Genomic DNA, 13,181 nt, shown 5'->3' with positions numbered 1-13,181 from the left:
GGGCAGCACGCCGCTCCGTTGTCGCGTTTTTGCTCGATTGCCTGCCGAACGGATCGCGCGAAGCACTTTGCGCGCGGGTCTGCCTAACCGAAGCCGCAAAAATTCAGACGTAACGGAGCAGCGTGCGCTGGGCATCCGCGATCGCGCCGAGGGTCTCTGTGGTCGTCCGGCCGCGCGGCGGCAGAATCAGGCGGTGAACTCCGAGATCCTCGTAGCGCCGCGACTGCTCGCGATCGAGTTCGCCCGTCGGCGTGAGATTGATTTCGAGCTCGTCGAAACGGCGGCCGTGGCGGAGACAGGCGGCGCGCAGGCCGCCGACGCAAATAGCCGCGGCTGCGAGATCGAGTCCATAGCCGTACCAGCCGTTGCCGACGCGCGCCGTGCGGCCAAAGGCGTAGGCGGACTTACCGCCGAAGATAATCGGCGGATGCGGATTTTGCAGCGGACGAGGTTCCGCACGGACTCCGCCGAACGAGAAATAACGTCCGCGAAACTCGGCGCGCTCCATCGACCATAGCGCCCGCATCGCGGCGATCGCCTCTTCGGCGCGCCAGCCCTTGTGATCGAACGGCATTCCAACCGCCTCGAACTCGAATTCGAGGTTGCCGATGCCGACGCCGAAAATCAGCCGACCGCCAGAGATCACATCGACCGACGCGATTTGCTTCGCGAGCACGACCGGATTCCGAAGCGGCAGCAGCATGATGCCGGTGCCGAAGCGCAGAGTGCGCGTATGCGCAGAGGCAAAAGCGATCGTGGCGCAGAGATCAACGAAAACGGTCTCCGGCGGCATCGGCGACGAGGCGGTATGTGGATCAGCCAGCGCGAGATGTTCGCCGCCCCAGAAACTGTCGAAGCCGGCAGCTTCGGCGGCGCGCGCCACCGCCGCGATAGCCTCGGGCGTCACGCACGGCCGCATGTTCATCCCGAACAATCCGTACTTCATTTCTTTCACCGCTCCGAGGGTACGCGCTCTTGCAGGCTCACACGTGCAATGTTTCGCGCGAAACAATTTGTGTCGCTGCTCGGAAGTCGCGCCGTTTTGCGGTCGAGCGGTCGCTCGGTAACGGATGATGCTGCTGCTACCTGCGGCTCGCGCACGGCTTTTAGTGCAGGGTGTAGAGTTTTATCCAGCCGGCTGCGCCGTTGCCACCGGGCCCTGCGCCGGTATCGCCCGCGGCACCGGCGCCGCCATTGAGACGGATCGTGCCGGTGTTCGCGACGTAGTCGGGCGTCGCCATCAGGACGACCCCGCCGCCACCGCCGCCGGCGCCGCCACCGCCCGATGTGCCCGCTGCGCCGTTGCCGCCATTGACGTCGATCGTGCCGGTAAAGCTAATTAAATCGGCACAGATCAGGACGACCGCGCCGCCGCCGTTGCCGGCGATAGATTTGAGGGCGGAACCTTTGCCACCATTGCCGCCGCCACCGCCACCGAGGTCAACCTTGTCGGCGACGGTCGAGACCCATCGCTGCGCGACCGCGGTAGGCGTGCTGCCGTTGCCGCCGGCGAGTCCGGGCGCGCCACCGAGGCCGCCGGCCGCGAGCTGCATCACGGCGAAATCAGGATTGTGCAAGGCGCGGCCGGCCAGAATGCTGGCGGGTCCGCCAAACATGTCGCTATCGCCCGCATAGTGTCCTGAACCAGTGGTGGCTGCGCCGCCACCGCCACCGCCCGAACCACCGCCGTTGGAATAGCCGCCATTATTTGCCGCAGCGTTGATCGTTCCGGCGATCGTACACGGGCCGTTGACGAAGGCAAGCCACTCGCCACGCGGCAGATCGACCGGGGCTCCCGACACGGAGGAGGTGTTCGTGACGGTGATCGTCGCGCCAGAGGGCACGGTCAGGCGCGGATAGCAGTGTGCCCCCTGGAGTGAGGCGGAGCCGTCGGGATCAGGCTCCGAGCTGTCACAAAAATAATGCATCCAGTCGGGAGCGTCGGTCAGGGCGAGTCCCGCCGCGCGGGCTACGGGCGCACGCGCGACCAGAAATGCCGCCAGGGCAAACGCGAGCTTCCTCATCGTTGGCCTGCGCGTCATCTTGTCTTGTCCGCAGTGGCGGCCTGCAGCGTAAAGAAATTTGACCAACCTGAACCGGCAGGACCGCCCGCCCCGGCGCCTGAGCTGCCCGCGCCGCCAGTCCCACCGTTGACGAGAGTGACGCCCGAGTTGGCGACGTAAGTGGGCGTCGCGAGAATCACGACGCCGCCGCCCCCGCCGCCACCACCGCCTCCGCCCGCGGCGCCCGCGCCGCCGTCGCCGCCGCTGACGTTGATCGCGCCGGTGAAGTTAATCGAATTACAGGCGAGGGCGACGCCTCCGCCACCACCGCCGCCGGTTCCCCCGACGCCGCGTCCCGCGCCGCCGTTCCCGCCCGCGCCACCACCGAGGACGCCGAGTGTGGACGCGGTATTCCAGATCCATCTTTGCGTAACGGTTGTGGGTGTGGAGCCCATCTTGCCTGCGGCCGCGATCGCTCCCGCGAGGCCGCCTTGCGCGGCGACCGCAACGCGGAAAGTTCCGAACAGATTGGATACGCCACCCGCTGAACCCGCGTCGGTGGCTGCCGCGCCACCGCCACCGCCGCCGGAGCCGCCGCCGTTGCCAACGCCGCTCTGGACCGCGGCCGCGTCGATCTCACCCGCGATCGTGCAGGGACCGTTGACCAGCGCCTGCAGGGTTCCGCGCGGGGAATCTGCCGGCACGCCGACTGAACTCGCCGCGCCGGTGACCGTCAGTACCGCGCCGAGCGGCACAGTCAGGCTTGGGTAGCAGTGGATTCCCTGGAGCGATGCAGAACCATCGGGGTCCGCTTCGGAGCTGTCGCAAAAATAATGGGTCCAGCTCGGGGCGTCGGTGAGAAAGAGCGTGGTCTGCGCGGGCGCCGCAGTTGGCCTCGCGTGCAGCAGCGCTGCGCCCAACATGATCGCGCAACCGGCGAACGCGGCGGTCGTTATCAGACTGCGCCAGGTTCTATGAATGTGCGCGTTCATTGCAAGGTGAATTGCTTGAACCAGCCCTTGCCGCCGGCCCCGCCGACCAGCCCACCGCCGGCGCCGTTCCCGGCCGCGCCGCCATCGACGATGATCGAGCCGGTATTCGCGACGTAACTCGGCGTCGCCATCAGGACGACGCCGCCACCACCGCCGCCGCCTCCACCGCCACTGCTGCCGGACGGGGCATTCAGGCCGTCACCGCCGCTGACGTCGATCGCGCCGGTGAAATTTATCGAGGCGCAGACCAGCCCCACGCCGCCGCCGCCTAGCCCGGCCGCGCCGCCGGAATTGCCGCCCGCGCCGCCGATCGAACCGCCGATTACGCCGTAGGTTATCGCGCCGCCCCAGATGAATTTCTGCGACGCCGCGGTCGGAGTTGACCCCGGCGCGCCTGGTTGGTTAACGCTGCGTCTCGTGCCGCCGCCGAGGCCGCCGGTCGCGGCAGTAACGATATTCGCGGTCCCGAAGACGACCGAATCTGCGCCGTTAACGCCGCTGGTATGCGAAGGCGCTCCGCTGCCGCCGCCACCACCGGAGCCGCCGCCGTTACCGCTCTCATCAATAAACGCGCCGGCCGCGATCGTGCCCGCAATCGTGCAGGCGCCGTTGACGAAGGCGAGAATTTCTCCGCGCGGCAGATCGCGCGCCGCGCCGGGCAACGAGACCTTGTCGGTCACCGCGAGGGTGGCCCCAGTGGGAATCGTCAGACTTGAATAGCAGTGGGCTCCCTGGACTGAAACCGAGCCGTTGGGATTAGGCTCCGTGCTATCGCAAAAGTAGTGCAGCCAAACCGGCGCATCGGTGAGATAGAGCGATTGCGGCTGAGCGAGGGCGGCGCGGGTCCCGCATAAAGCAAGTATCAGTGCCCCGGCAGCGCCCAGTGTAAAGCGGAGGCGCGAAAACACGGTGTCGCATAATAATCAGATTAACGGATTGCGGGCCAGCGATAATCTTCTGTGCAATATTTGTCGCCGCGCGTCATTTTCGTGCTCATCCGTCGAGCTTGTAAAAGCGGACCGGGTTCGCCGTCATGATGTTGTGACGCGCCTCCTCCGACAGCGTCTCCAGCGCCCGCTCGACCTGCTTGACGACGCCCGGATAGGTGCAATCGAAGTGCGGGAAATCGGAGCCCCAGAGAATGTTGCGATCGAGCCCGAGTGCACACATCGCGGCGAGGGTGCGCTCGTCTGGATCGAGCGAGAGGTAACAATTCTCCATGAAGTATTCGGTCGGGCGCTTTTTGAGCCACGGCGCCATCGGACCCATCTTCTCGTAGTGACCGTCCATGCGATCGAGCCAATAGCCCGCCCAGCCGACGCCCGCCTCGAGAAAGGCGATGCGCAAGCGCGGGAAGCGCTCGAGCACGCCGCCGCAGATGACGTCCATGCAAGCCGCCTGCTGCTCGAACGGATGGCAGACCATGTGGAAGGCGAAGGTGTCGCTCAGGTAGCGGTCGGCCCCGAGCGCGGGCATCTTGGTGCCGAAGCTCGAATGGATCGCCACAGGGATATCAAGTTCCTGGGCCTCGCGCCATAAAACGTCGTAGGCCGGGTCGCACAGGCGGCGATGATTGAACGGATTCGGGCGGATGAAGACCGCCTTGTAGTTGAGTTCCTTGACCACGCGGCGCATCTCGGCGACGGCGGCGTCGACGTCCTGCAGCGGCATCGCGGCGACGCCGAAGAGCCGTTTGGGATGGGGGCGGCAGAAATCCGCCATCCAGTTGTTGTAGGCCCGGCAGGCGGCGACGGCGAGCCGCGGCTCCTCGAGATCGCCATACAAAAGGTAGAATGAAGGATACAAAAAGGAGACGTCAATGCCTTCGGCGTCGAGCACCTTAACCCGTTCGTGAGGGTCCCAGCTCGCCGGCAGGATATCCTCCCAGGCCGCAGTGCGGGTGCGTTCGGTATCGAGGTAGCCGCCGGGAATCACCGCGGCGACGATCGAGTCCCCGGGCGCGCGGCGGCGTTCATCGTTGACCCAGAACTCGTCGGCGCCGCCGGCCGCGCGGCGAATCTGGATTACGCGGTCGCGGAATTCGGGCTCGACATACTCTTCCCAGAGCTTGCGCGGCTCGACGATATGACCGTCGGCGTCGATAATACGGGCCATCGCGTGCGACCTCCCGATTAGGTGTACGGGGTCAGTGAAGCGCTATCGCAGGCCGCTCGTCAAGGAACGGCTCCGGCCCTCTCACAAGTTAAGTCTTTAGAGGCGGAGTTGCTCGGCGGACCGGATGATCGATCGGCAGCGCGCAGAAGCTGTCGCTCTCGACGTGGAGCGCGCGATTAAAGCGTGCGCGCAGATTCTCGAAGGCAATCATCGCCGTCAGTTCGACGATCTGAGGCGTCGCGAAATATGCCTTGAGCCCGTCGAACACGGTTTCGCTGACGTCGGCCGGCGTGCTGGTCATCCCTTCCGCATAGCGAAGAATGGCCTTGTCGCGCGGGTCGAAGAAGACGCTGCGCTCGAACGCGTGCAGCTCGGCGAGCTGCTCGTCGGTGATGCCTTGGGCTCTGCCTACGGCAGAGTTGATGTCCACTCAGAAAGGGCATCCTACGATCTGCGCTGTGCGGATGCAGGCGAGCGTTTTGAGCCGCGACTCGACACCCAATCCTCGCGTGAGCGCGCCGGTCAGTGCCGAGTAGGCCTCGGCGATCTCCGGGCAGTGCGCGAAGGCCGTCACGGGGATGGGAACGCGCCCCAACGCCTCGGTGCTCTTCTGGTAAATCAGCTGCACGGTCGGCGCGGCGTCTTCGTGTGAAACTCCCTTGATCCGCATCGCGTCACTCCTCTCCGGGTGGGGCCGCGATTCTCGATCGAGTTTCAGCAGCCGTCAAGTCCGAGCCGTCAGTGCAGGCGGACGGGCATCTCCTTGATACCGGCGACGAAGTTCGAGCGCATCCGGCGGATCGGCCCGACCGGTTCAGCGTTGGGATAGCGTCGCAAGAACTCGGTGAAGAAGAGCCGCAACTGCATCTCGGCCAGCCGCGCGCCGAGACAGTAGTGCTGGCCGGTGCCGAAGCCGAGCTGCGGAAGCTCGGCGCGGGTGGCGTTGAAACGAAAGGGGTCGGTGAAAATCTCCTCGTCGCGATTGGCCGAGGGGTACCAGAGGATGACTTTGTCGCCGGCGCGGATCTGCTTGCCGCGCAGCTCGGTGTCCGCGATCGCGGTGCGCCGCATGTGCATGATGGGGCTGACGTAACGGACGATCTCGGCGGCCGCGGTGGCCATCAGCCCGGAATTCGCGGCCAGCCTGCGGCGCTCGTCGGGGAACTGCGCCAGCGCGATCACACCGCCGGAGATCGAGTTGCGCGTCGTCTCGTTGCCGGCGACGACCAGCAGGATGAACGTGCCGAGGTACTGCTCCTTGCTCATCGTCTCGCCGTCGGGGGTCTGCGAGTGCACGAGCATACTGATGAGATCGTTGCCCGGATGCGCCAGCCGCTGGTCCCAGAGACGCGCCGAATAGTCGATCATCGCGGCGACGTCGCGGGCGGTAGCCTCGGGACTTTTGCGCAGCTCGGGGTCGTCCTCGGCGATCAGCGAATTGGACCAGTCGAAGAGCTTGAGGCGATCCTCCTGCGGCACGCCGAGCAACTCGGCGAGCATCTGGACCGGCAGCTCGGCAGCAATGTCAGTGACAAACTCGCACTCGTGGCGCGCGCCGAGACGATCGAGGATGGCGCAGACGCGCTCGTGAATCCGCTCCTCGAGGGGCTTGAGGCGCAGCGGCGAAAAAGTCGGCGAGAGCATCCGGCGGAAGCGGTTGTGCTCCGGCGGATCCATGCTGATCATCGGGGCGGCGGTCTCCTCGGCTCCGAGGCCGGCCACGCCAACCACGTTCTCGTCGAAGATGCGATGGCCGCCATGGGCGCGCGCCGACGAGAAGACCGCGGGATTTTTCGAGATCGCGACGATGTCGTCGTATTTGGTAATAGACCAGAAGCCGCGCCCATCAGGCTCGGGATTCCAGTGGACCGGATCGTCGCGGCGCAGGCGCGTGAAGAGCTCGTGCGGGACGCCAGCGAGGTAGAGGTCGGGGTTTTTGAGATCAACTTCGTCGAGCGTCATGGCGCGATCCTCGATCAATCGACGGGCGGGCGGAGCGGCTTCGCGGCGATTACTGCCCCTGCCAATGCCACGGCGGCTCGAGCGTGCTCGAGAGCATAAGCAGCAGCCGCACCGAGTGCGAATTGGCGCGATAGTTCAGATCGCTGACGTACTCGACGCCCGCCCGCCCGGAGATTCCGCTGAGCACACTGGCCGCGCCTCTGCCGAAGCCTAGCGGCGCCGGCAGATGAAACAGATCGATCGCGAGGCCGCCGCTATGCTCTTTGCCCAGGGTGTAGGGATAGAACCTCGCCGGGTAGGAATAGTTCGAGCCATAGCCGGGCGCCTGTTCGGTATAGAACAGGTCGAGGGAAATTTTGTTGGAGAGCTTTTTATCGACATTGAACCAGCGTCCGATCTGCAAATCCACCTCAGTGGCATTGGGGCCGAGGGCGTTGCCCATAAGTTGGCCGTCATAGGTCCAGTAGAGCGAGTCGCCGTGGGTGGAATAGTTCGGCTCGAGCAGGGCATACTCGAAACGGAAGTCGGTCAAGCCATCGGCGGTGAGGCGCGGCAGATAGAATCCGCCCTGATAGGAGACCGCGAGGAACGGCAGGAAGCGGCCTATGCCGGCGACTTCGTTGGTGAGATTGTCTTCGCCGAGAATCTCCTGGTAGACCTCCAGATTGCGCAGTTTAGGGATTCGGAATTTCAGATAGATACCGCCGCGCGAGTTGGTATCGCCGCTCGACACGCTGCCGGTCGCGAAGCCGGTGGCGCGGCCGATGAAGCCGAGGGTGCTGTAATTATTGTTATGCGAGCCACCAAACATGATTGTATGGGTGAAGCCAAACTCGAAGTTCGGCAGCGGCTTGAAGCTGAAGATCTGGCCGTCGATCCAGGGATGTGAAAAGTAGCGCTCGCTGTTGAGCTGGCCGAAGAAGCCCTGAAAGCGAAATTGTCCCAGATAGCGCAAGAAGCCCGGCAACAGCGTCGGATGGATGGACTGGATGCGCCCGGCCGGGAAGGGCGAAGCCGCGTTGCCCTGCGCCAGCGGTCCGAAATGGCCAGCACCCCACCACATCTCGTCGGTGCCGAGGGAGATCGCGAGGTTGCCCCAGCTCAGCACGCCGCCGCTACCCAGTAGCTGCAGGCGGCTGTTGTTTTTAATGTTGCGTGAGAGCGGGCCGGCCGCGGCGCCCTCGGCGTAAGCGGTGAGAAAGCCGCCGTAGCCCGCCCAGCCGGAGGCGCGCACGATCTCATTGCCGCCGGTCGCCGTCTGGATGGCGTCGTTGTAGGGCAGCAGGGGGGTGGACTCCTCGGCGTTGATGCCGGCGTCGCTCTTGACCGCGGTATTACTGGTGCGCCATTGACGTTGCTCGCCGCGCGAGTAGAGGAGCTGGGTTTCGACCCGCTGGATCGGATAGGCCATCGAGGGGAGTTGATCCTCGACGTTGTTCTCGAGCCAGCCGACTTCATCGTGCAATTCGAGACGCAGGTTACGGACAAGTTCTTGTGCGAGCGGATCGGCGGCGGCTGACTGTTCGACGTTGCCTTCGGCTTCGAGCGCTAAGCGCGCGGCCTCGACTCGGCTAATCGGTTTGATTTCGTTGAGCCAGGTATCGAGGTAGCCGAGGCCGTTGAGGGTGTCGAGTTCCTCATAGACCGGGCTGTCGAGCGGGATGAAGACGACGTAGGTTGAGGCGCGTGCGACAGCCGGCCAGCTCGCCAGGGCTAACGCGAGCAAGCATTTGAGTGAAATCAGGCGACGCAGGAAGTTGCTCAAATCAATCTCGATAAAGCGCCGAGCGGCGGCTTCAAGGCATCGCTGCCGATTGCGAACGAGCGCGAGCGCTGCGGATGCGGCACAGTTGCGTGAAGATTTCTTCGTCGTCACTGGCATGGTGGGGCGCCGCCGAAGATGCGGCCGGGGCGGCGGTACCCGACGCCGGCGGCGGCGACTTGAGCCCCGCCAGATAGAGCATCAGGACGGCGCGGACGTAGTGCCGGGTTTCCGCATACGGAGGAACGCCGCCATAGCGCTCGACGGCGCCCGGACCGGCATTGTAGGCGGCAAGCAGGTGCGCGAGAGGGAGCGGTCGATCGCCGTTCGCGCCGCCCTCAAGTTCGGCGAGAAATCTGGCCGCGCCGAGCGCGCTTTGCGCCGGATCAAAAGTATCGACGACCCCGAAACGCGCGGCCGTTTCAGGCATCAGTTGCATCAGGCCCGCGGCGCCGGCCGGGGAAACCGCGCGGTCGCAATTGTGCGATTCGACCCACGCGATCGCCGTGAGGAGGTCGGGGTCGACCCCGACGAGGTCCGCGGCGGCGGCGGTGACGAACCACAGCCGGTCCGCATCGATGCGACATCTGGCGGCCGCGCGATCCGGCGGCTGCGCCATCGCCGCGCACGCGAGCAGGCTCGCGCCAAGCATCAGGCCCGCTAAGATCGCTATCCGGCTCATCGAATCCTACAGCGAGCTCCCGAGGATGCCGAGGACGGCCAGCCCGGTCGCGCTGTTGGCGACGATTTGCGTGATGTCCGTGGCATATTGCAGACCACTGACGTAGATCAATTTTTCGGGAACATAGATCGTGTCGCCGGGACCGAGCCGCTTGCCCATCAAGCCGCTCGAGATCAGCGGAAAAAAACGATTTTTGCCGGACTGACGGACACCCTCGTCGGTCAGAACATCGCCGTTGGCCTGCACGACATAGATGTGATCAGCGTCGCCCTCATCGGTGGGACCGCCCGCGCGGTTCAGATAATCGGCGACGGTGAGGCCGGGCTGATAGACGATCGCGTTGGGGTTATAGACCTCGCCCAGAACCTGGACTGAAATCGGTTGCGCCGGAATATCCAGGCGGTCGCCATTTTCGAGCACGATGTCGCTGGACGAGTTAGCGGTCTGCCCGGCAGAATTAAGGTTGATCGCGATACGCCCGACCGCCTGCGTGCTAACGGTCTGGTTCAGCACGCTCTGGATCGCGGTCAAGGCGTCGCTGGTGGGCTCCTTCCCGCCAGCCTGTTGCGGCATCAGAGAGAGCCGCGCGACATCCTTCTGCAGTCGCGTGCGGGCGGCGTCGAGCTCCTCCTGCTGCAACTGTTTGACCGATTGACGGACGAAAACCGCGCCGAACGGAAAGGCGTTGGGTTTGAAGCCGCCGCACTGTCTGAGCAGCACGGAGAGCCGCTCGCCTTCGGCGATCGGATACGGTCCGGGCCTGACTACTTGCCCGGCGACCACGGCGCGCCAGGGCAGATGCCAGTTCGAGGCCTCCTGGATGAGGAGATCGTCGCCGCGCGTGAGCGGCGGATCGTTGCTGCTGTTAGGTTCGAGCGCCGTACGCAAATCGACATCGATGTAAAGGAACTGGGTGTCCGCACCGTTAGCGACGTAGGAGCGAACCAACTGCGCGCGCTCCTGGTAGGCCTCCTCCTTGAGCCCGCCAGCTTCATAAATGAGGTCGCTCAACTTCATGCCGGCGGAGAGCGGATAGCGGCCGGGTCTGCGCACGGTGCCCTCGACGGTGACCGCGGGCAGGTCCTGCAGGTCGTATTCGCTGTAGATAGTCAGTTCATCGCGCGGGCGCAGCTTGAGGTCCTGCGCATCGACGCCGCCGTCGTGCAAAGCCACCCCAAGGTTGACCGGCAGGAAGTGCACCCGGCGATCCGGGCCCTCGACGCGCTTGATCAGGGCGTAATCAAAATAGGTATGATCCGCGACGCCTTCACCATTTGCGATCAAATCCGAGACCGTCATTCCCGCGCGCCATTGGTAGGTTCCGGGCCGCCGCGCGTTGCCTTTGAGTTTGACGATGTTGTCCTGATCGGGGAGCACGCCGAAAATCTTGATCAGATCGCCATCCTGGACACGGAGCGAGACGCTGGAGAGGCGGCCAAGGGAAGTATCCAACGCGACGTTGCGTTCATGGTTTTGCACGCGCTCGACCTGGAGCCGCTGCTTATAACCGAAGGCGCCGACGCCGCCCGCCAGCGCCAGCGCGCGTTGCAGGCTTTCACCGCCGATCAATTCGTAAATCCCCGGGCTCTTCGCATTGCCGGAAATCGCGACGACCGGGCCGATGACCGGGACAAAGATGACGTCGCGCGGCTCGAGCTGGAGGTCGGCAGAGGTGTCACCGCGCATCAGGAGCGCGTAAAGGTCGATGACCCGAATCAGTTGATTGTTGCGCCGCAACTCGACGCGCCGCAGGCTGCCGATCTTACTGATACCCCCCGCCGCCACCAACGCATTGGAGACGTGCGACAAGGAACTTACGGTGAACAGTCCCGGATGGTTGACCTGGCCGATGACAAAAACCTGGATGCTGCGCAGCCGGCCCATCGTCACATCAACCTGAACCCCGGTAATCTTTCCGGCCTTATCCTCGATGAGGTGTTTGGCCTGGGCGAAATTGAGGCCGGCCACCTGAATGGGCCCGAGCTGGGGCAACATCAGCGAGCCGTCGCGCTGGACGTCGAGATGGAGGGTCTGATTGACCCGGCCCCACATCAGGACGTTGAGCTGGTCGCCCGGACCGATCACATAGTCGTCGCTCACGGGCGCGCTGTCGACCGGTGCGAAGGTCGAGACTTTAGACGAGAAGAGTGAATAGCCGAACTGCTCGAGATGCGCCGGACTCGGCGGCTCAACCTGATTGTCAGGATTGGCGAGACGGCGGAAGCTGGCCTCGATCGATGACTCCGGCCCCGGCGTCCGCGGGATTGTCTGATCATTTAGGGCAGCATTATCGGAGTTCGCGCCCTGCGGTCTGGCGAGAGACGCCGACGAGGGCTGACCAGCTCCGGGCTTGGTGCATTGCTTGAGCTGGTCAAGTTGCGCCCCCGAGATACCGAGTGAAGAGGCCGCGGATTCGACATCGGCGGGCGACAAATGGCGTTGACTGACGCCGGCGCACATCGCCGTGAGCTGTGCGCCGGTCAGGCTGTTTTGCTGGATGGCCTGCTTGATCTGCGCGGTCTGGCTCGGCATCACACCGAAGCGCGCCGCCTGCTCGTCAAGTTGCGGCGATTGCGCCCCCTCGAGCCCATTGGTGTCGGGGTTCGAGCCGGTGTCGGTTTGAGCGGCGAGCCGCCCAGGCACAAGCGCCAACCCGGCCAAGAACGCAAGAATAATCGTCAGATGTGTGCAACGCATTCGCACGCCGGCCTCGCCTTAGCTGGTTTCGCAGTCAGTGGGACGCTTCGAGAGCGATCCCGCCCGGTTTGCAGGGTAATCCCCGGTCGGGAGTATAAACAAGAGCGCCGCGATATTGAAACGCGACCAGCCCTTGAGCAGAAGCGCCAAATCCGCCGGTTTAAAGACGACGCGGCGGACAGCTAAAATAGAAACCCGATGAGCTTGAGGAAGAGAATCGCGCCCTCGATGCTCGGCGTGGCTATCCTACTCTTTGCGCGCGACCCGGTGCGCGCGCAGACCGACAGCGCCCTCGAGCTGCCGCCACGGATCGTACGGACTCCGACAGTGGCCGAACCGCCCGCGCCACCTGCTGACCAACTCGATGAGCGCGCAGCGGAACCGCCACCGCCCGCGAGCGAAGAGCAGCCCGCCCCGCCGGCGAATCTGCCGTATCTCGGGGTGTCAGTGCAGTATATCGAATCCGACGACACGCCCGGCGCTGAGGTTCATGGCCTCGAGGTCGTCCGCGTCGACCCCGATAGTCCGGCCGAGAAAGCCGGACTGCGCGGACAGGGCGCGGTCACCAAGATGGGCGCCAGCGGCGCCACCGCGGGCGAGATGATGGCGCCGCTCAATCTGATACTTATGCCCTTGCTCAAGAAGGCCGGCAAATTGGGCGCCGACGGCGACTTGATTGTCGCGATCGACGATAATCGCGTCGATAGCACCGGCGCGCTCGAAACTGCGCTCGCGCCGCTCAAGCCGGGCGACACGATCTACCTGACCGTGGTCAGATTCCATCAGGATGGCATACACGAAACCCTGAAGGTGCCGATCAAGCTCGGCCGCCCGCACGACGCCGCCGATGGCCTCGCCGAGGGCAGTCCGGACGCCACGCATACCGCCGGCGACACAAACTGATCCGCGGATATTCGCGATCGCGAATCACCGGTGTCACGTCTGCTATAATCGCTGGGTCATCGGCA

General features: G+C 64.7%; 12 protein-coding genes. 1 reads left to right on the top strand and 11 read right to left on the bottom strand.

The window, feature by feature from the left end; genetic code table 11:
• Positions 1-103 precede the first annotated feature (103 nt).
• The 11 genes from VKS22_04670 to VKS22_04620 all read right to left on the bottom strand — a co-directional run bounded on the left by VKS22_04670 (position 104) and on the right by VKS22_04620 (position 12,213).
• Positions 104-946, bottom strand: coding sequence for a TIGR03619 family F420-dependent LLM class oxidoreductase (locus VKS22_04670; protein HLW69898.1), 843 nt, complete (start codon positions 944-946; stop codon positions 104-106).
• 160 nt (positions 947-1,106) lie between these two features.
• Positions 1,107-2,024: a hypothetical protein gene (locus VKS22_04665; protein ID HLW69897.1), complete on the bottom strand. Its 918-nt coding sequence runs from the start codon at positions 2,022-2,024 to the stop codon at positions 1,107-1,109.
• Positions 2,025-2,038: 14 nt separating this feature from the next.
• Positions 2,039-2,995: a hypothetical protein gene (locus tag VKS22_04660; GenBank protein ID HLW69896.1), complete on the bottom strand. Its 957-nt coding sequence runs from the start codon at positions 2,993-2,995 to the stop codon at positions 2,039-2,041.
• The gene (locus tag VKS22_04655) at positions 2,992-3,903 is read right to left on the bottom strand and encodes a hypothetical protein (GenBank protein ID HLW69895.1); all 912 of its coding nucleotides are present in this window, start codon (positions 3,901-3,903) and stop codon (positions 2,992-2,994) included. The genes VKS22_04660 and VKS22_04655 overlap by 4 nt, the downstream gene beginning before the upstream one ends.
• Positions 3,904-3,988: 85 nt before the next feature.
• Positions 3,989-5,110 carry an amidohydrolase family protein gene (locus VKS22_04650; GenBank protein ID HLW69894.1) on the bottom strand — a complete coding sequence of 374 codons (1,122 nt, stop codon included), beginning with the start codon at positions 5,108-5,110 and terminating at the stop codon, positions 3,989-3,991.
• 88 nt (positions 5,111-5,198) lie between these two features.
• Positions 5,199-5,540 (bottom strand): hypothetical protein, encoded by a 342-nt coding sequence (locus tag VKS22_04645; protein HLW69893.1) that lies wholly within the window; start codon positions 5,538-5,540, stop codon positions 5,199-5,201.
• Complete coding sequence (locus tag VKS22_04640) at positions 5,541-5,780, bottom strand: hypothetical protein (protein HLW69892.1); 240 nt, start codon at positions 5,778-5,780, stop codon at positions 5,541-5,543. It abuts the gene before it with no gap.
• A gap of 68 nt (positions 5,781-5,848) precedes the next feature.
• Positions 5,849-7,072: a cytochrome P450 gene (locus VKS22_04635; protein HLW69891.1), complete on the bottom strand. Its 1,224-nt coding sequence runs from the start codon at positions 7,070-7,072 to the stop codon at positions 5,849-5,851.
• Positions 7,073-7,121: 49 nt separating this feature from the next.
• The gene (locus tag VKS22_04630) at positions 7,122-8,837 is read right to left on the bottom strand and encodes a capsule assembly Wzi family protein (protein ID HLW69890.1); all 1,716 of its coding nucleotides are present in this window, start codon (positions 8,835-8,837) and stop codon (positions 7,122-7,124) included.
• Positions 8,838-8,868: 31 nt separating this feature from the next.
• A complete protein-coding gene (locus VKS22_04625) occupies positions 8,869-9,516 on the bottom strand; it encodes a lytic transglycosylase domain-containing protein (protein ID HLW69889.1) in 648 nt (215 codons plus the stop codon).
• A gap of 6 nt (positions 9,517-9,522) precedes the next feature.
• Positions 9,523-12,213 (bottom strand): SLBB domain-containing protein, encoded by a 2,691-nt coding sequence (locus VKS22_04620; protein ID HLW69888.1) that lies wholly within the window; start codon positions 12,211-12,213, stop codon positions 9,523-9,525.
• A 198-nt stretch (positions 12,214-12,411) separates the two neighbouring features.
• Here VKS22_04620 and VKS22_04615 point away from each other — a divergent pair, with 198 nt between their 5' ends.
• Positions 12,412-13,116, top strand: a complete 705-nt coding sequence (locus tag VKS22_04615; GenBank protein HLW69887.1) for a PDZ domain-containing protein — start codon at positions 12,412-12,414, stop codon at positions 13,114-13,116.
• Positions 13,117-13,181 lie beyond the last annotated feature (65 nt).

This window comes from Candidatus Binataceae bacterium, assembly GCA_035308025.1.
Classification (GTDB): Bacteria; Desulfobacterota; Binatia; order Binatales; family Binataceae; genus JAJPHI01.
This window is presented reverse-complemented; position numbering and strand designations above follow the sequence as displayed.